Origin of the sequence: Paramagnetospirillum marisnigri, from assembly GCF_001650715.1 — a bacterium.
Classification (GTDB): Bacteria; Pseudomonadota; Alphaproteobacteria; order Rhodospirillales; family Magnetospirillaceae; genus Phaeospirillum; species Phaeospirillum marisnigri.
Map to the genome: position 1 here is coordinate 1 of NZ_LWQT01000037.1, position 17197 is coordinate 17197.

The window sequence follows — 17197 nt, forward strand, 5'->3', positions numbered from 1 at the left end:
TCATATCCGCCCCCTGTTCCGTCATACGGATAGGGAATCACGAAACCCGAGCCGACGCCAGTTTCCGGAGGTGCCCACCTACTCAGAGAAATGCGTGGAACGCCTCGTGGCAGAGGTGAAGGATGACGCGAAGTGGCTGGCGATCAAAGCTTATCAGCTCTGATTGGCCCGCTTCCATTGATGCCGATTTTCGGTTCTGGGTAACAAATTGGGTAACAGCCAGAAGGACGGGCAACGGGGGTACTTTCACACCATTTTCGGGGCCTGGGTAACAAGCCATGGCTTTTGTTACCCAATTTGTTACCCAAAACGCCCTAGAAAGCCAAAGGGGCTAGCCCTTGTAAGAGCTAACCCCTTGGATTTCCTTAGTCTCGATGGTAGCGGGAGAGGGACTTGAACCCCCGACCCCAGGATTATGATGCCTGTTGTTTATCTAGGCTTTATGCGGGTTACAGAGGATTTTTCTGTGATTTTTCTGGAATCCGCTTTTCGCTCCGATTTGTTCTGGGATGTCCCCAGAAGGGCGGCTTCGGCGTCGGCCCCCGCGTTTCGCTTTTCCTCCCGCGCCTCGAACATGTGGGCGTATACATTGAGCGTGGTTGATGGGGTCGAGTGGCCTAGCAGCTTCTGGACCTCGACCACCGTCTTACCCAGGGCGATTTGGACAGACGCATAAAGGTGCCGGAAATCGTGCCAGCTAAAGGGCGCCTCCTCATCCGTCGCGGCCAACTCGGCCTTGACCTGTACCGGCTGGATGAATCGATCATGGATGTTCGACGCGAATTCGACGTTGCCCACCCCGTTCGGGAAGACCAGCCCCCTCCCCCTTTCGGCAAGCGGCTGGGCCAGCTTCCAGGCGCGCAGGATGGTGACCAGGGAAGGACCCAAGGGGATGGTGCGGGTTGACGTCTTGGACTTTGGCGAACCGATCTCGCCGAACTCATCGGCGCGTTGCAGCACCTTAAGGGCGGCGCCGTCTAGGTCCACATTGTCCCAGATCAGCCCACGAAGCTCTGACAAACGAAGCCCGGTAAAAATAGCCGTGGCAAGCATGGCGTGATACTTGCCGGGGTAATGTTCGGCAGCAGCTTTCAGGAGTTTGCCGACCTCCACTTGTGTAGGGATCACCACCTTGGAGGCGGGCGCGGCGTGGCGTTTTCCCTGGCTCCTCCGGCTCCGGCGGATCGCGGCGCATACGTTCGTCGCGACGAATCCCTTTTCCTGTGCCAGGGCGATGATGGATCGCAACGAGGTAAAGACCTTCGCCGACATTTTCGGCGAACCGGCGGCGACGTCGTCCCGGAAAGTGGACACATCGGCCATGGTCAGTTGCGACAGCTTTTTGTCGCCCAGACGTGGCTTGATATAGAGCCGCACATGCCGCTCGTATTGATCTTGGGTTGATCGCTCCAGCCCATTGGCAGCGGCATCTTTCAGCCAGTTTTCACAAGCCTTTTCGATTGTGATCGAATCCCGGTCGGCGACGTGGACCCCTTTCCGCTTTTCGACCGTCGCCTCGGCCAGATAGGACTCAGCCTCGCGCTTGGTGCGAAATGTTGACTTGGTCACGCGCTTGCCGTCGGTGGCCTTATACTCGACGCACCATATAGCTTTGCCGTCCTTACGCAGGACCGGCTTGCCGTCGCGGATCAACTGATACACGGACCCATTCGCCATGGGGAAACCCTCCAGAAAAAATCCTGTTATCAGTATTTCTGGAAAATATCCTGTTGTCAAACGCAACTAGGCTACGTCTGGCAACGCGTTACCAATGGGAGGCAAAATAGTAACGCGTTACCACCGTGCTATGCCACCACCCCCAGGGGGCGCCAGCACAGCGCGGCGGCCCAATCGGCCCAATCGGCCCAATCGGCCCAATAGGCCAGACCGGCTACCCCGGCCCTATCGGCGCACCGGCCCCAGAACCACCGGAGGAACACCCGGCGATCCGGTCACCGTTCCCACAGTCATCCCCCTGGTATCGAGAACGTGCCAGTTGCCCGGCGACACCTCCCGAAGCTTGCAGACCGTCATGCCGTTCCGGTCAACGAAATAGGTCTGACTGCCGATGGTGCGGGTCCCCACGGCTGGCAGATCACCGGCCAGGGCGTGGCCGCAGGCCAGGATGAACAGGGCGGTGATGATCGGACGTAGCATGATCGGCCTCCATGGTGCCCAGGATGGCGCGGGATCATGGCGGCATCAAGGTGGCGGGAGTGACGATGGCTTGCGCTTCTTCCAGGCGGCCTTCAAAATTTTTTGTCTAAGGCCAACAGGCAACATTAATAGAAGGCGAAGAAACGCGCCAATACCAATTGGGACGCCTCTCGAGCCATTCTGCCATCGGCCAACCGCTTCGGGCGTAATCCTAGAATCTCCATAGCTTAATACCAACTCAATAAATGATCTTTTACTTAATCCTAGATCGCGAATAGAGGATTCAAACTCATCTTTATCCATTCCGGCACCAAAGTATTGTTGAGATTATATTTGAATTAGGCGCCAGCGCCCCGTCCCAGAATTGGTGGCCGGTCAGGAGCGAGCTGCGTACTGCTCCCGACCGGCATGGGGCGCTAATGATGGGAAAACGCACCCATACGAAAGACTTGGTCAAAATTGGATCGTGGTCAAGCGCTGGACTACAGCCGACCCACCCTTCGGATCGTGATGCCCTCGCCCGACACCTCGGCGCGGCACAAGGTGCCCCCGATAGGAAGACCTTCGGCGACAACAGCATGGGCGATTGCATCATGGAGGGTGCCCAGGGCCTCGGGTGTTCCTGCGGCGGCAGCGTCGCCAGCATCCAGCACTGCAGGCGGCCAGGACGCTAGGGGCGGGTGGACGGACAACCCGCCGCGTTCCAGCGGCACCGGCTCCCAGTCCGATTGAGGGCCGATGAACCAGCCGTATGGCGCCGCATCGAAGCCGACCACCACGGCCTGGAAGTCGTGGCCGGTGACGGCGCGCACCTGCCGCGCCGTGGTCCTAACCCAGTGGGGCATATCGGAGATATCGGCGACGGAAAGGCAGGTGTGCCAGACCTCCATGGCCTCGGCTGTGCCAACCAGCGTGGTCACCAGATTCAGGTGCGGGACGGCCCGAAGCTTGCCGATCTCCGCGACGGCGCCGTCTGGCAGCTCGACACGGGTGTCGGTTGTGACCACGGCAGCGGACGGGGTCACGCTGATAGCGTAGAAGCTCATGATCTCGGAATCCTCATGTTGATTGCAGCCGGGGCGATCATCGGCACCAGCCCTCCGGCCAGACCGGCCACCACGGTGCCAACCGATGTCAGCGTCGTGACGCCAAATGTCGCGGACGTCGCCAACTCGATCCCGCCCACGGCGAAGGCGCCGCCGGGGGCAGCGCCAGCCACGCCCATGATCGCGGACCCGATGCCAGCCGTGGCCACAGCCGCCACCGCCATCACCGCCAGCATGGCGATCATCTTGACGGGTGACTTCCCGCCACCGCCACCACCACCGCCACCCAGGGGCACGGCCTTGATGATCACGGCGGCGCCAGCCTTCGGGCGGACGAACCGCCAGCGGTCGTATGGGACCAAGGAGTCGCGCTCCCGCTTGTCGTCCCGGATATAGACCCGCAGGCCTGGGATGATCAGCGGGTGAATGGCGTGGTCGGCGACCATCTGGCCCACGATCTCGTCAATTGACCAGCCGGGGGGAATGGTTCCGGTGATCCGCTCGTCGCGGAACATGCGGGGGAGACAGACCACGGACACTGGAGACGGGGTACTCATCCGATTCGCTCCAGCACCCATGGGTCTGACAAGAAAAATCGCTTATCGCACGGGTACAGCCGGACACCGTGGGCTCGGAGGATACGGAGTTGCGCATGGTGTGCGCCCCGAGGGACCACCCCCTCCGGGTGGGTCGCTAGGGTGTGGAGCAAGCGCCCCGCCCGCTCGGGAAGCACAAGCGTTTCTCCGCGCGGCCCTTTGAAATGCCAGGATGGGGGGATCATGGTTTTCCATCCTCTTGCAGGGGGGCTGGCTCGCGCTCTGCCTTGATTCTGGCCAGAGTCCGCAACCGCTCGGACAGGGTGTCGATGACCAGTAGCTCGACCTCCAAACACTCAGCGCGGGTCGCCGGATCAGCGGTATCAATCAGCATGACCCTGCTCCTCGTCCTGCGAGGCCAGAAACGCCCGAATCTCCGCCTGACGGCGGGTGTCTTTTTCCCCCTGGACCCATCTCCCTTGGGCGTTGATGGCGTCTATCATTTTGCCGTTTAAGATCTTTTGGAGTTCGAAATGCTCCTTGATCTCGGAGAGGTCGTCTGTCAGCTCCTTAGCACCCGGCGGGGCGGGGGAGACGTTCGACGCCAGCGGCGCCAGGACGGCGTCGGCGTCGGAGTCTGCGAGGGGTGGCAGCCCCTCGAAAATCCGGCGGGCCTCGTTAATTGTCACGATGGAGGAGGATCGATACGTAGCAGCCGCCTCGGCACGCGATTGGACGTCGCCGCGAAGCAGATTCGCAACGTCGAACTCGATGATGTGGGCACCGCTCGGGTCAGCCTGGAGAAGCGAAGCGGTCATGGCGGACTCAATTCGCTCCATCCAGGGCAGCAGCGCGTCATTAATGAAAGCCTGCTGCTCGGCCTCAACGTTCGCTCGCGGCGCCGCGCCGTTGGCGGCCAGCTTGGACAAAGGAATCCGATAGAATCGGGCGACCTCTTCGACAGCGAGACGGCGTTGCTCCATGGTCTGGGCGCTAACGGAATCCAGGGCGAAGGGCTGGAATGTCATACCCTCCTCGAAGATCGCGAGCCGCCCGTGGTTCGCGACCCCGGACAGAAAAGACTCGGCCTGGGCGCGGATGCGGGCGAGGGTGGAATCCGACATTTTCCCAGGGATTGAAAGCGCACCCGAGGGGCGGGCGCCTCTCGAAAAAAGCGACGCGCAGTGGCGCTCAAGCGCAGTCGCGAGTCCGATCGCTCCCCGCGCTTGATCCGTGGGAGAGGATGACCGGAGCCCGTGGAGAGCGATCGAAGGGACAGCCCCAATCCGCAGCACGTCGTGATCACTGATAACGTCAGTGTACCCAGCCCCCCGCAGGCGGGGGCCGACAACCTGATCACCCATGGCAGACGCCACCGACCAAACGACATCTCCATCCCCCGTGACCAGCATTGTCGGGGTCGGGATCGGGATCAGCTCTTTTGCGTTGTAGATACCGTCCCACACGACCACATAGAAAACATCACCAGCCCGCAACAGCCGGTGCATCATGTGCAACCGGAACGCGAATGGGTCCTGGAACCCATTCGGTCGGCGTGACAGGACTTTTGTCAGGGGATGGTCGTATATAGTCCGCTTGGTTCCGTCGGCGGCGACCCGGCGAACAACGATGTCACAGCTCGCGATTGCCTCTGCGATGATTCCAATCGCGGCTCCCGCTACGGATTGCATGACAACGGCGTCGTCAACCCAAACCCCCGCCTCGGTTGACACCGATCCCCAAGGGATTCGGACAGCCTTCTCATTCGTGGCGGGCGGCGTCGGCTTCCTGAAAAGATTGAAGATACCCATTGTCAGCTCCCGGTGTAGGAGATGTGTTTCCGCTTGGAATCGCCGCGCAGGCGGGCGATGTCCTCGCGACGACTGTCGGACCCGCGCAGGCGGGCGATGTCGTCTCGACGGCTGTCGATGCCTGGGAGGGGAGCGCAGGAGCGGCGCATGTCTGCGATGACGGCACGGGCGTGGTCGCTGCTAGACCTCTCAAAAATGACCGCCTCCGGCTGCGCGGGGACGCTCACAACGGAGATTTCGAGCAGCTCGGCACGGGTGATCCGCATCCCACGTCCGCCGGGAATCGGCTCGGACGCGATGACGCGGAATCCTACAGATATGCTGTTAACTCCGCCCAACTTGATCAGCGCGAAAATTTCGTCGGCCTGTCGGACAGCACCCGACGGGGGGAACTCGATCTCAGCCTGGAGCTTGCCGTCCCGCACTCCAATCGAGCGGGTGACCGCAATGGGTTGTTTATGGTCATGAGCCCACAGGACGACAGGATTCTTAAGATATGTTGCGAGGTGCCAGCCATGCTGGACAATAATGTCTCCATCGCGGTCAAGATGCTCTGTGGAGCAAATCACATTGATCCGACGAGTATTACTGTCAGCCGAAAGGTCTGCGGCCAGTTTCATCCTCTTTTTGACTTCAGTCATTTTTGGGCTCCTCCACAAGGACGGCAGCGCCGGATTTGAGCAATTTCGACGCGATGGCCGGGGGGAACCCCGCGACGTCTCCAGGGCCGTAGGAGCCCGCCAGAGCGGCCCCGGTGGGCATGGAAATTGGGGTGAGGATGCGGACCACGACCCAGTCACGCATATGGGATGGGCGGGTCATCGTTGGACCTCCTCGGCCACACCAGCCTTGATAAGAGCGGCGGCCAAGGCGTCCTCGACGCCCGCGACGTCGCCAGCCGCGAGGTTAAACCCCGGCCGGGCGGACCCGCCGAAAGCCCCACGGAACCGGGGGGCATGGATGAATCGGAGAACGGTATGGCCGGGCTTCGAGGGGGCGACCGTCTCCCTGGGGGAGACGAAGGCCTCAACCTGAGACAGCATCTCGGCCAGCCCATCGGGGCCGAACCGGCCGGTGATGGGCGGAGCGTTATCCACAGCTGGGGAAGAGTACGGCGAGGATGACAGCTCCGCGCGGATCGCGTTGGCGGCTGTCGTCGCTGTCGCGAGGTCGCGGGCGGCCTTGACCCATTTGCGGTACACTTCGCTCGCGGAGGTCCGGGCCGATGCCAGCACGTCGGCGGCGGCTTCGGCCAGGGCGGTTTCGTAATGGCCTCGCGCCATGCTCAGAGCGGCCAGGGCGACCCGATGGGTCGACTCGGCCTTGGTCAGGCTGGCCAGGGCCTCGTCCAACCCCTTGGCCGAGGGTGCGACCCCGGTCAGGGATGCCTTGGCGGCAGCGGCTTCAGTTTCAGCGACCTTTTGCCGGGCGGCGGCAAGTGCAGTTTCGGACTCCGACGCCCGCTTTTCAGCGTCGGAAAGAACCGAGTTGGCGGAAACTACAGCCGGATACTCAGTAGGAGGGATCATGGTATGTCCTCACATCATTAGATGATCGGACATTACTACAGCATGCGCATCACTACATTGGATTTGTGTTTGTCCAATCTTGTAGGATTCTGTCAATCGACTTGTAGGTGGTCAGGATGCGACCACCACAGCGGAACACAGCCCAGCACCATGCAAGGTCGGTCCCTGCGTAATCGGCTGGCATGGCCGAGGACAGGGCGTCGGACCGCCAGCGGTCGCGGTAATAGCCGGTCAGGGCGTCCGCGATCCTGCACGCGCGGGCGTACCGCGCCATGTGCCGAGGGAGGGTGCTGGCCCAACGGACAATTAGTGTGTTTCGGCGGGCCTCGACGTGAAGGGCTTCCATTCGAGCGTGCCAGGACGGGGGCGCTGTCCGGGCGATGTGGTCGGGGGTCATGGCTCCAGCCTTTGGAGAATCGACTCGCGGACCCAGGCGACGGAAAGGACAAATGTAAGGTAGCCCCCATCGGTCAGGCGGCCGATGGAGTCGCGGGTGGCGCGGGTTACAGACCAAGAATCACCATGTCCGTAGACCGCCACTAGATCGGGATTGTCGGTATTGGCGGCTTCTGCGGCCTTCGCGGCTGCTCGTTGCGCGACCTCGACCGGCCACCCGGCCTTCCGCATGAAAGCCATGGTCGCCAGTCCAACAGCATCGACGAGCGTCGCCCGGCGGGTCGGGATGTGTAGCGGACCACCGCGCCAGGATCGGGCCTGCTGTCGGTAGGTCTTCGCGGCAGCGTAGACTTTGGAAATGGGGTATGTCTTCAACATTTTGGGCACCATGTGTAAAAGGCACATCACTTTTACCATGGACTGCACCCAAAAATAAAGGGAGTCGACTCGAATCGACTCCCGTTTTAGTGTTGGATATTTCCAACATTAATTGAGCTGTTCTAGATATGCCATAACTTGACCAAGTGCAGCTTCCTGGGCGGGTGAAAGGTCGCTCGTCCACAAAACGGAACTCAGCACGGCCAGGGCATGGCGGGTGTCGTCGATCCCGTGGGCGGCGCCGTCTACGATGGCCAGGGCGGCGGCGTCGAAATGGTCGGCCAATGTATAACGCTCGGTGGTCGTGATCATAACTGTAATCCCCTGTCGGTTATTGCCTGGATAAGACACTAGCCGATCAATATCGCGCAGGACAAACGCTTAATTTTCCTACGGTTTCCCTACACGGAGAAGCCGGACCACTCATTGTCTACATGCTGAATCGTGGTCCCAGCACGGGCGCGGGACAGCGAATGCAATTGCAGCTCATTGGACAGTCCGCGCATGGTGGTGATCATGTCTTTCAACATCAAGGCCTGGGGCGACGATTTGGCCCCACCAGCTTTTTGAGTGGTGGCGGCAGCGGTGCCATTGGCTTGCACATGGGCCAGGGCGTCGCGATACATGCTGTATGCGACGCAATAGGACTCGAGCGTATAAATGTCAACATCCTCAAAGATGCCGATATCGTGGAGCCGTGGCGCGAGGTAGTCCCAGGTTTCACGGGCTTGGCCGACAAGGTGCGCCGGGCACTTTACGTGTGGCGGTACTTTATTACGGCCAGTATCGCGGAGGATCGTTGACGTTTTGACGCGTGTACGCATGACAGTAACCCGGAAAATGGTGATCAATTTGCAGGAATACTATCATACTCGGCCCGGGCGATAAAGGTTGGGGCGCAATTTACACATGTTTCACCCCGGCGTCGGTGCAAACGCCTAGCTGGCTATCTGATTTAGCCGCCCCCCGGTCTACGGATTGCTTAGAATTTATATCCATGCTTAGTTTTCGATCATTGCCAAATGATATCGACGCGCACTAAGCTAGATGCTGCACGCGATTATAAGTAAATTTTAATTAAAATTGAGGCCAAACATGATTAAAAACATAAAGAATGCAATAATATTCGTAATATCACTATTTGCCGGATGTGCAAATCATGCGATTGCCGCTGAATTCTCATATACAAGCGCAAACGCCTTCGGTGAAGGCCGCATTGATGGAGAGAGCCTATTAATCTCGTCATCAATAAATTCTGGAGACACTGTCAGGCTAAAGAATTTTATTTTAAGTGACACAAAGAGATATCTCGAAACAAATCGGCGAATTATATTGTCATCAACCGGCGGAGATATTAGTGAAGCACTTAAAATTGCAGATTTTATACAAGGAACATACTCAACTGTATTTGTTGGGAAAGCAACCGGGCGCTGCTTAAGTGCGTGTTTTTTTATGTACTTATCGGCGCCAACTCGCATGGCTTCATTAGGATCAATCGGAATCCATCGCCCCTACCTTCGCAAAGACATTGTTTCAAAAATGTCCCCAGGAGAAGCTATGGCTGAGCAAAAAAAAGCCATAAGCTATACAAGAGATCGCCTCACTGAGCTTGGCGTCCCAGCACAATTGATAGATAAAATGATAAGTCACTCATCAGATGAATTGTACATTCTAACAGAAGCAGAGATTCTAATCGATATTGGACACTATTCAAACTGGTACGAGCAATACCTAATATCAAGATGTAATTTAAGAAAGCATGATGTCAATTCATACTTTCAGCCAAAAAAAGATTCTCGTGCGTATGGAAATAGCATATTGGCAACTAAAATAGTTGACGCAGAGAAGTGCGGACACAAACTATCCGCAGCTGAATATATTACATACTTGCAAAGGTTTTTATCTGAATAATTATGTTTTCAACCCCATTAATTCCGCCATAAGTTAATTAAATATCATAAATATCACTATCAATCAAATTTTAATATGCATGAAAAGTTATTTAGTTTTTAGTTTCGCCTACTTTACCGCGCAACCAGCCCCTTTCTGCGTCACAATTATTGTGAGTCACATAACCTATACACCGACACCAGCACCTCGACCCGATCAGATCAACGCCATGATCGCGGCATCTCTCGCGACCGGATCGGCACCGGCCACCATAGCCAGCAACTCGACCGGCGACCCGGACAGCTCGACGGAACCACCGCACAGTTTGATGGTGATCGGCTCATAGGTTGCATTGTTGATAGACTCGGCCTCGACCGGCTCGAATAGTGACAGCTCGCCCAGGATCGACTCGACTGCGGCGCGTGGGTCAGGGTGACGCGATGAAACCCATACAGTCGGCGCCGGGCCGCGCTTACCTTTTTTGCGGTATCGATATGGCGTTGCAGTTTCGCCAAGGGCTTTAGCCAGTTTAATTACCCTCATCTCCCAAATAAGACTCTCTTTTGGAGAATGAGGGTAATTAATCCGGTCCCGGATAATATAATTCTCCGCGCTTTTAGCATCCGGCCATATGACTGGATAGGCTGCGGATAGATCGGCCGTGCTTGTAGGCATGACTCCGTTAAGTCTCCAAGCCCGTTGCCACCGGTCACCACCGGCCACAAGCTGGGCATGAGACACCACGCGGTCATAAGTCAAATCCAGCGTCAGATTGTTGAGAGCAAAAATCCGCCGGTCATTGTAGATCGGGCGCACTCGGTCGATTGTCTGGCAAAGCTCGGCCTCCCGGATTTGCTCTAGGATGGCTTGGACTCGCGGATCGGGATGCACCAGCACCTCGACCGGCAACACCGTGCCGTCTCGCATCCGGCGGCCTCGGGTCTGTCGGACGTAATCGCACACCGACAGCAGCGGCTCGGGGTCTTCCGCCAGGAATGCGCGGGCTTGCCTCTCGACGGCCTGGGGGGCGGGCTGTTCGCGTCCGATCACCAAGGCGCTTTCGCAGGCCTCCCACGCATTGATCCCGCGTACTGCCCCGAAATGGCCAGTCATGACGCCAACCGGCAACACCTCGGCCAAAACCTTTTCAACTTTCAAAGTCGACCCGCAAAAAACACGCCCGTCGATCTTGCCCGCAATGCCCGCTATCTCGGATCGCAACTTGGCAGCATCCGCCACCTTGTCGCCCATCGGCTTACCGCGCCGGTCTGTGCCAGTCAGGGATTGCTTGCTGTACTCCTTGCCGATGGTGCCAACCACCTCGGCGCGACGCTCAACGGGGATGTGGGCGAGTTCCACCCGGTCACCCCACACCGCGCGGTTGAGCCCCAGTTCGCCGGTCCCATCGAGCAACAGCACAGGTTTCCCCCGGGCCGGTTTAAGCTCGCGGAGTCGGTGGACGATATAGGCGGGATATTCTGTTTCCCGCTTTCGGTGTCTGGGATTGTACCAAATCGCGTTGAAGCTCGACCGGGTGGGGGAATGGGGAAGCTCCAGCAACACAGCTTCCAGTAAGCCGCGCACTCGGGAAAGCTCCCGGCTCATGTAGTGGTCAACCGCATCTAGGATTTCGGTGTCGCTCATGTGGCCGGTGATCGCGATCAGCTCACTTTCGCGCTTGGCCTCGGCTTGCAATGCCCGCACTGCGGCCTTGATCTCCTCAACGCTGCAGCAACCGGCAATGCGAGCCAGCGCCCCGGCAGGATCGCACATCAACTCCTTGCCGATCCGCTCCAGTACTCCCAGACCAAGCCGCTCGGCCACGTCCTCGACGGCATGGCAGGATATGGCCAGTTCCTCGGCAGCCGCACCGATCACCGATTCGTCGGCAATGATCAAATCGGGCGACGGCGCCGGGCCAATTTGGAATAGGTATTCCATGCTCATCAGGTACAGCCCGCGCTTGCCATACAGATTGATTTCGGCGCTCTGGCGCTTGTAGCCACAGCTCCCACGATGTGGGCACACTGGGCACAGAACCTCACCAGGACTTTGCCCGGCAGCCGTCACCAGCCGAGCCGCAGCGTCTCGCAGGCACATCAACTCATCCGTTGCCGGGTCTTCTTGACCTCGCCCGCGCACCACCATCACAGGGGGTGAATCGTCGCGGCGGATCGCGGTATATTCGGCGGCTTGTTCGTCGGCCTTGGTGATCGTCGGGACTGTCCACCAGATCACCGACTCCCGGATCGGCCATGCGGCGATTTCTTCGGCGGCGGCTCGGCTCTTGCCGGACCCTTGCGCCCCTGTGATCAGCAGGCGGCGACCATCAGGCAGCCGATCACCCGCATAACCGGCATCTTTGACAATGCCCGGTGTCACTTTTCGCGTATGGGCGGCCTTTTGGGCTGCGGTCGGGGTGTTGAAACCATCACCCTCCGCAAAGCCAGCTTTCAACACCTCTAAGCGCCGGTTGGCTGTTTCCAGCCGGGCCGCATCGGTGAACCACTCGGCAATCACCCGCCGTTGCCGTGCCAGGGCCGAATCCCGGTCTTCGGTCGGCGCGGGGTAATAGGCTGGCAAGTTGGCCTTCGGCTTGGCCAGCTTGGCACGAGCCGACCGGATATCCGGGTCTAGATATTCGTCGCTCTTGTATCGGGTCAGCTCTTGGACGGATCGGCCAGCCGAAGGCGCCGCATCGATCCGCGCCCGGATATCTCGTTTCAACGGCCCGACCGGGGCATCGACTCCGTTGTGGGAGAAGTAGGACATCATCGCCGAAAAGATCGGATAGCGGTAATTCGGTACACCGATCCGGTCCAAGTGGGCGAGGTAGCCCCGCGCCTTGCTGGTGCCGGTGTCATCGGCGCGGGCATCCTCCGGCAGCGCCTCGCCCCCCTCGGCCTTTCGGCGGCTCGGTTTGGTCACCACCTCGGGCGGCAGCACCAGCGCCACCCGCTCGAACCCGCCCCGGTAGACACCCATACGGCGCCCGGCGATAGGATCGGCCAGCCCCTGGAAGATCGGCGCGGCGGTGTAATTCGGCTGGATGGCGCCGAACACGGACACGTCCACCAGCTTGAAGCCGACTTTGTCATTCCAGGTGTTCCCCCATCGGCGCAGATCGGCCTCGGACACCTCACGGTCCAGGAGGAAAAACAGGTGAAATTTCAGGACAGCCGGGCCGCCCCCGTACCGCTCCAGACCATAAGAGGACGAAGCTTGCCAGATATATGAGGCGCCCTTGAACTCGTCGGGCAGCATGGTGACCACATGGGCCGCAGCCGCGCCGGGGTCGGCGATATGGTCGAGCCCTTCGGGGCAGTCTACGGCCTCGTCAACATCAACCATGATCCAGGCACGGGCGGCCTTCTCGAACGTGGCCGGGCGGTCTGGCTTGGGATGCAACAGCCGGTATGTGTGACGGCGGTTAGCGGAAGGTAGCAACCGTCCCCTAACCACGAAGGTTTTGCGCTCCCGCTGCAGCCGCTGCAGGCGCTGGGCTACCTCATCGATATTCGACGCTTCGAATCGGACGTACGAGTAAAAATAGGCATCGCCGAATGCAACCGTCTCGACGCCACCGTCAGCAGTCAGCCGATGAATCTTAGTAGCCAATGGCGCTAAGGGGGCGCTTTGGTCTTCTGGCGTTAATGCATTCGCCCGGCTATAGCGGGTCGTTGCTTCGGTCCATACAATCTTCGGCTTTTCGTGGTCGTTGATTTTTGCAGCCGGTAAGGCTACATTACCCATGGCATAAGTACTCCTAAATCTTCGCGCCCGCTGGCCTTGTCCACCAGCGGGCGCAATCATTTCACCGGGTGCTCAATCCCGGCATACCCGAACATGTTGGCGATTTGCTGCGGCCCCCTTGTGGAGGCCTGGACGGAATCCGGCGATTGTTCCCAGGCCTCAGCCAGCATCGGGCCGAACAGGGCAGGCGCCAGCCGCTCCTCATAAAGCCGACGGATCAACCAGCCGCGCATGGGCTGGGGCAGTGCTGCAATCAGGTTCTCCCCGGCCAGCCGGTCGCCCTTGATCCATCCATCCCACTGCTGGCGGGCATAGTCGGGAATCCGCTCCCGCAAGGCCCTGACGGCTTCTGGGATGCGTGGCCGGACCCTCAAGCGCGTGGTGGCATCCGCCAGCGACAGTTGCCCGGCCAGGACGGCTTCCACCAAGTCACGTCGGTGTAACAGCGTCTTTGCCTGGGCAATGCGACGGCGGTTGACACCCTCCGGGTAGGAGTCGACCAGAGCGGCTTCCATGGCGCGGAGGTCGGCGCTCATGCCAGCCCCCACAGCACGGCGGCGCGGGCGAGGCCTTCCAGGGCGTCTGCTCGGTCGAGGGAGGTCACTGCGCGGAGCCGCGCTGCACCACGCGGGCGTCCAGCCATGCGCGGACGTCGCCCAATCTGTAGAGACGCTTTCGGCCGACCGTGGTGTAAGGGATATCCAGCCGCTCAACGGTCTTCGTGTGGACACCGAGCGAGCGGGCAATTGCGGCCTTATCCACCAAGTCGGGGAAAAGCTCACTAGTCTGGGGCAATGTACGGGTCATAAGAGGTAGCTCCTGTGCAGTTCGGGACTACACGGAGCATAAACAGCTATCGATACGTGAGTCAATGCACACGTATCGCAATTTACTGTTGGAAATATCCTACACTACGATTCGATTAAGTCAACGATATTTTTTCATCCCGCTTTTCTGGAAATCGTTCTGGAAATGACATTTCGGGACAATTCGGAGCGAATTGGAATTTTGAGGTAAGCCATTATGATTCCTTGCTGTTTTCACTCTTTCATTCTGGAGGGTCCCAGAACGATTTTAGGCATGAAAAAACCCCGGCTTTCGTTAGAAAGCCGAGGTTTTTCAATGCTTTTCGATGGTAGCGGGAGAGGGACTTGAACCCCCGACCCCAGGATTATGATTCCCGTGCTCTAACCAGCTGAGCTACCCCGCCATCGCGTCGAGAGCGGCCGGTATAAATGGCCCAGTGGGGGCTGTCAAGAGCTTCGCTGCGGCAAAATCCAACCGCCGCCCAGCACCCTGTCGCCCTGGTAGAAAACGCAGGCCTGGCCGGGGGCGACGCCCTGTTCCGGATGGTCCAGCATCAGCTCCGCCTTGCCGCCCTCGAGGCGGCGCAGCAGGCCGGGAACCGGCGGCCGGGTGGAGCGGACGCGGGCCTCGACCCGCAATTCCATCTCGGGGCCGCCCAGCCAATTGACGTCGCGCACCCGCACCACCGGACAGTCCAGCGCCGCCCTGGGGCCGACCACCACCCGGTTGGCGGCGGGATCAAGGGCCAAGACATAAAGCGGCGGGCCGCCGCCCAGGCCCAGGCCCTTCCTCTGGCCGATGGTGTAATGGATGATCCCCCGATGGCGCCCCAGCACCCGCCCCGCCCCATCGACGATATCGCCCGGCCGCGCCGCATCGGGACGTAGGCCGGTGACCAGGGCGGCGTAGTCGCCATCGGGCACGAAGCAGATGTCCTGGCTGTCGCGCTTGGCCGCCACCGGCAGGGCGTGCCGCGCCGCGATGGCGCGAGTCTCGTCCTTGCTCATCATTCCGCCTAAGGGAAAGCGCAGGAAGGCCAACTGCTCGGCGGTGGTGGCGAACAGGAAATAGCTCTGGTCGCGGGCGGGGTCGGCACCCTTCAGCAATTGCGGCCCATCCGGTCCCTCCGCTCGCCGGACGTAATGGCCGGTGGCCAGGGCATCGGCGCCCAGGTCGCGGGCGGTGGCCAGCAGATCGCGGAACTTGACGGTCTGGTTGCATAGCACGCAGGGAATCGGGGTCTCGCCCGCCGCGTAGGAGTCGACGAACCGGAGGATCACGTCGCGGCGGAAGCTGGCTTCGTAATCCAGCACATAGTGGGGAATACCAAGCGCGTCAGCCACGGCGCGGGCGTCATGGATATCCTTGGAGCCGCAGCAGGTCTTGGGGCGGCAGACGGCGGCGCCGTGGTCGTAAAGCTGCAGGGTGACTCCCACCACGTCGAAGCCCTGTTCCTTGAGCAGCGCCGCCGTGGCCGAGGAATCCACCCCGCCCGACATGGCCACCACCACCCGCGTCGCCCCGGCGGGCTTATGGATTCCCAGGGCATTGGTCATGGCGGCAGCGCTGCGTTGAGCGCCCTCAGGGTCTTGGAGCGGAATTCCCGCCGGTACAGCACCGCCACCACCGCCACGCTGGCGGCCACGAACACCCCGGGATGGATGAACCAGGTCATCATGGCCAGGGCGAAGTAATAGGCGCGCAGGCCCCGGTTGAAGCTGTTGGCGGCCAGGGCGTTGAGCTGGGCGGCGTTCTCGGCGAAGCGGTCCTTGACCGCCGCCTCGGCCTCGGGCATGGGGGCGGCACCCAGCAGGATGCAGCAGTAATTGAACTGGCGCAGCGACCAAGTGATCTGGAAGAAGGCATAGACGAACACGCCGGTCAGCAGCATCACCTTGGCCTCGAAGGCGCCCCGTCCCGAGGACTCGGTCAGCGGCAGGTCCTGAATCACCGCATAGGCCTTGTCCCCCGCCCCCAGCAGCGCCACCAACCCGCCCATGATCAGCACGGACGCCGAGGCGAAGAACGACACGCTGCGCATCAGATTGCCCATCAGGGCGGTATCGGCGACGCGGACCTCGCGGTCGCACAGGCTGCGCATCCAGGTGCGCCGCGCCCGTGCCGTGGCGGCCAGCAGGGAATGCCCCTGCCCGGTCAGCCGGTCGGCCTGGATGGTATAGCCGGTCCACAGGGCGACAAAAGCCGCCAGGGCCGCCACGTCCCAGATGGAAAGAAGGGTAAATATGGTCATCGCCGGTTCCCCGACTATGGGAGCGGAACCACGTGGACCACCGGGTCAAGCCCGGTGATGACGGAAGACGGAGTCTCCGTCAGTCCCGTTCGTCGATCCAGGCCATCTGGATGGCTTCCAGGATCTTTTCGTTGGACTTGGCGGGATCGTCGTCGAACCCGTCAAGCTCCAGGACCCAGCGGTGCAGGTCGGTATAGCGCAGATTGACATTGTCGACGCCGGGATGCGCCTCTTCCAGGGCGATGGCGATGTCGAGGGTATCGGTCCACTTCATCGCCAGCCCCCGTCGCTACTTCTTGTCGACCATCATGTTGCGGGTGGCGGCGGGCAGCGTCACCACCAGACCGTCCAGATCCTTGCTCATGATGATCTGGCAGCCCAGCCGCGAGGTGGCGGTCAGGCCGAAAGCCAAGTCCAGCATGTCCTCCTCGTCCTCGGTGGCGGGGGACAGCTTGTCGTACCAGTCCTTGGCCACCACCACATGGCAGGTGGAACAGGCCAGCGAGCCCTCGCAGGCGCCTTCCAGTTCGATCTTGTTGCGGTGGGCGATCTCGAGGACCGACAGCCCCTCGGCGGCATCCACTTCCTTGGTGGAACCATCGGGGGCGATGAACGTCATCTTGGGCATGGAGGGTGGCCTTCT

The 17197-nt window shown here is 60.3% G+C and carries 19 protein-coding genes and 1 tRNA gene; 1 reads left to right on the plus strand and 19 read right to left on the minus strand.

Annotation, left to right across the window (positions count from 1 at the left end; all coding sequences use genetic code 11):
- Nucleotides 1-429 precede the first annotated feature (429 nt).
- From A6A04_RS02270 to A6A04_RS21505, 11 genes are all read right to left on the minus strand, one after another.
- Nucleotides 430-1677 (minus strand): tyrosine-type recombinase/integrase, encoded by a 1248-nt coding sequence (locus A6A04_RS02270; protein WP_068489635.1) that lies wholly within the window; start codon nt 1675-1677, stop codon nt 430-432.
- A gap of 225 nt (nt 1678-1902) precedes the next feature.
- Nucleotides 1903-2157 carry a hypothetical protein gene (locus A6A04_RS02275; RefSeq protein WP_068489636.1) on the minus strand — a complete coding sequence of 85 codons (255 nt, stop codon included), beginning with the start codon at nt 2155-2157 and terminating at the stop codon, nt 1903-1905.
- 482 nt (nt 2158-2639) lie between these two features.
- Nucleotides 2640-3203 (minus strand): hypothetical protein, encoded by a 564-nt coding sequence (locus A6A04_RS02280; RefSeq protein ID WP_068489637.1) that lies wholly within the window; start codon nt 3201-3203, stop codon nt 2640-2642.
- Nucleotides 3200-3760: a hypothetical protein gene (locus A6A04_RS02285; RefSeq protein WP_068489638.1), complete on the minus strand. Its 561-nt coding sequence runs from the start codon at nt 3758-3760 to the stop codon at nt 3200-3202. The genes A6A04_RS02280 and A6A04_RS02285 overlap by 4 nt, the downstream gene beginning before the upstream one ends.
- Before the next feature lie 220 nt (nt 3761-3980).
- Nucleotides 3981-4133: a hypothetical protein gene (locus tag A6A04_RS22115; protein ID WP_156612434.1), complete on the minus strand. Its 153-nt coding sequence runs from the start codon at nt 4131-4133 to the stop codon at nt 3981-3983.
- Nucleotides 4123-5550 (minus strand): phage portal protein, encoded by a 1428-nt coding sequence (locus A6A04_RS02290; RefSeq protein WP_068489639.1) that lies wholly within the window; start codon nt 5548-5550, stop codon nt 4123-4125. The genes A6A04_RS22115 and A6A04_RS02290 overlap by 11 nt, the downstream gene beginning before the upstream one ends.
- Nucleotides 5551-5552: 2 nt before the next feature.
- On the minus strand, nt 5553-6191 hold the full coding sequence (locus tag A6A04_RS02295; RefSeq protein ID WP_068489640.1) for an HK97 family phage prohead protease: 639 nt from the start codon (nt 6189-6191) through the stop codon (nt 5553-5555).
- Nucleotides 6192-6368: 177 nt separating this feature from the next.
- A complete protein-coding gene (locus A6A04_RS02305) occupies nt 6369-7079 on the minus strand; it encodes a hypothetical protein (protein ID WP_068489642.1) in 711 nt (236 codons plus the stop codon).
- Between the two features lie 393 nt (nt 7080-7472).
- A complete protein-coding gene (locus A6A04_RS02315) occupies nt 7473-7892 on the minus strand; it encodes a hypothetical protein (protein ID WP_156612435.1) in 420 nt (139 codons plus the stop codon).
- 69 nt (nt 7893-7961) lie between these two features.
- Nucleotides 7962-8165 (minus strand): hypothetical protein, encoded by a 204-nt coding sequence (locus A6A04_RS02320; RefSeq protein ID WP_068489645.1) that lies wholly within the window; start codon nt 8163-8165, stop codon nt 7962-7964.
- A gap of 89 nt (nt 8166-8254) precedes the next feature.
- On the minus strand, nt 8255-8704 hold the full coding sequence (locus A6A04_RS21505) for a phage terminase small subunit P27 family (protein ID WP_082914643.1): 450 nt from the start codon (nt 8702-8704) through the stop codon (nt 8255-8257).
- A gap of 244 nt (nt 8705-8948) precedes the next feature.
- Here A6A04_RS21505 and A6A04_RS22120 point away from each other — a divergent pair, with 244 nt between their 5' ends.
- Nucleotides 8949-9764: a hypothetical protein gene (locus A6A04_RS22120; RefSeq protein ID WP_156612436.1), complete on the plus strand. Its 816-nt coding sequence runs from the start codon at nt 8949-8951 to the stop codon at nt 9762-9764.
- Nucleotides 9765-9959: 195 nt separating this feature from the next.
- On the opposite strand, the gene A6A04_RS02335 is transcribed toward A6A04_RS22120, so the two are convergent.
- From A6A04_RS02335 to A6A04_RS02370, 8 genes are all read right to left on the minus strand, one after another.
- Nucleotides 9960-13496 (minus strand): hypothetical protein, encoded by a 3537-nt coding sequence (locus tag A6A04_RS02335; RefSeq protein ID WP_068489648.1) that lies wholly within the window; start codon nt 13494-13496, stop codon nt 9960-9962.
- A gap of 56 nt (nt 13497-13552) precedes the next feature.
- Complete coding sequence (locus A6A04_RS02340; RefSeq protein ID WP_068489649.1) at nt 13553-14032, minus strand: hypothetical protein; 480 nt, start codon at nt 14030-14032, stop codon at nt 13553-13555.
- 64 nt (nt 14033-14096) lie between these two features.
- Nucleotides 14097-14303 (minus strand): MerR family transcriptional regulator, encoded by a 207-nt coding sequence (locus tag A6A04_RS02345; RefSeq protein WP_068489650.1) that lies wholly within the window; start codon nt 14301-14303, stop codon nt 14097-14099.
- Between the two features lie 326 nt (nt 14304-14629).
- A tRNA-Met gene (locus tag A6A04_RS02350) sits at nt 14630-14706 on the minus strand.
- 43 nt (nt 14707-14749) lie between these two features.
- The gene (gene mnmA, locus A6A04_RS02355) at nt 14750-15859 is read right to left on the minus strand and encodes a tRNA 2-thiouridine(34) synthase MnmA (protein ID WP_068489651.1); all 1110 of its coding nucleotides are present in this window, start codon (nt 15857-15859) and stop codon (nt 14750-14752) included.
- The gene (locus A6A04_RS02360) at nt 15856-16554 is read right to left on the minus strand and encodes a DUF599 domain-containing protein (protein WP_068489652.1); all 699 of its coding nucleotides are present in this window, start codon (nt 16552-16554) and stop codon (nt 15856-15858) included. Before A6A04_RS02360 ends, mnmA begins: the two co-directional genes overlap by 4 nt.
- A gap of 79 nt (nt 16555-16633) precedes the next feature.
- On the minus strand, nt 16634-16828 hold the full coding sequence (iscX, locus tag A6A04_RS02365; protein WP_068489653.1) for a Fe-S cluster assembly protein IscX: 195 nt from the start codon (nt 16826-16828) through the stop codon (nt 16634-16636).
- Nucleotides 16829-16843: 15 nt separating this feature from the next.
- Nucleotides 16844-17182 (minus strand): ferredoxin family 2Fe-2S iron-sulfur cluster binding protein, encoded by a 339-nt coding sequence (locus tag A6A04_RS02370; RefSeq protein WP_068489654.1) that lies wholly within the window; start codon nt 17180-17182, stop codon nt 16844-16846.
- Between the last annotated feature and the right edge of the window lie 15 nt (nt 17183-17197).

Excerpts from the sequence above, each read along its gene's own strand:
- A6A04_RS02360 (WP_068489652.1), bottom strand. The coding sequence starts at position 16,554 with ATGACCATATTTACCCTTCTTTCCATCTGGGACGTGGCGGCCCTGGCG.
- A6A04_RS02320 (WP_068489645.1), bottom strand. The coding sequence starts at position 8,165 with ATGATCACGACCACCGAGCGTTATACATTGGCCGACCATTTCGACGCC.
- A6A04_RS02335 (WP_068489648.1), bottom strand. The coding sequence starts at position 13,496 with ATGGGTAATGTAGCCTTACCGGCTGCAAAAATCAACGACCACGAAAAG.
- A6A04_RS02305 (WP_068489642.1), bottom strand. The coding sequence starts at position 7,079 with ATGATCCCTCCTACTGAGTATCCGGCTGTAGTTTCCGCCAACTCGGTT.
- iscX (WP_068489653.1), bottom strand. The coding sequence starts at position 16,828 with ATGAAGTGGACCGATACCCTCGACATCGCCATCGCCCTGGAAGAGGCG.
- A6A04_RS02290 (WP_068489639.1), bottom strand. The coding sequence starts at position 5,550 with ATGGGTATCTTCAATCTTTTCAGGAAGCCGACGCCGCCCGCCACGAAT.
- mnmA (WP_068489651.1), bottom strand. The coding sequence starts at position 15,859 with ATGACCAATGCCCTGGGAATCCATAAGCCCGCCGGGGCGACGCGGGTG.
- A6A04_RS02345 (WP_068489650.1), bottom strand. The coding sequence starts at position 14,303 with ATGACCCGTACATTGCCCCAGACTAGTGAGCTTTTCCCCGACTTGGTG.
- A6A04_RS02270 (WP_068489635.1), bottom strand. The coding sequence starts at position 1,677 with ATGGCGAATGGGTCCGTGTATCAGTTGATCCGCGACGGCAAGCCGGTC.
- A6A04_RS02340 (WP_068489649.1), bottom strand. The coding sequence starts at position 14,032 with ATGAGCGCCGACCTCCGCGCCATGGAAGCCGCTCTGGTCGACTCCTAC.
- A6A04_RS22120 (WP_156612436.1), top strand. The coding sequence starts at position 8,949 with ATGATTAAAAACATAAAGAATGCAATAATATTCGTAATATCACTATTT.
- A6A04_RS02280 (WP_068489637.1), bottom strand. The coding sequence starts at position 3,203 with ATGAGCTTCTACGCTATCAGCGTGACCCCGTCCGCTGCCGTGGTCACA.
- A6A04_RS22115 (WP_156612434.1), bottom strand. The coding sequence starts at position 4,133 with ATGCTGATTGATACCGCTGATCCGGCGACCCGCGCTGAGTGTTTGGAG.
- A6A04_RS02370 (WP_068489654.1), bottom strand. The coding sequence starts at position 17,182 with ATGCCCAAGATGACGTTCATCGCCCCCGATGGTTCCACCAAGGAAGTG.
- A6A04_RS02285 (WP_068489638.1), bottom strand. The coding sequence starts at position 3,760 with ATGAGTACCCCGTCTCCAGTGTCCGTGGTCTGTCTCCCCCGCATGTTC.
- A6A04_RS02295 (WP_068489640.1), bottom strand. The coding sequence starts at position 6,191 with ATGACTGAAGTCAAAAAGAGGATGAAACTGGCCGCAGACCTTTCGGCT.
- A6A04_RS02315 (WP_156612435.1), bottom strand. The coding sequence starts at position 7,892 with ATGGTAAAAGTGATGTGCCTTTTACACATGGTGCCCAAAATGTTGAAG.
- A6A04_RS02275 (WP_068489636.1), bottom strand. The coding sequence starts at position 2,157 with ATGCTACGTCCGATCATCACCGCCCTGTTCATCCTGGCCTGCGGCCAC.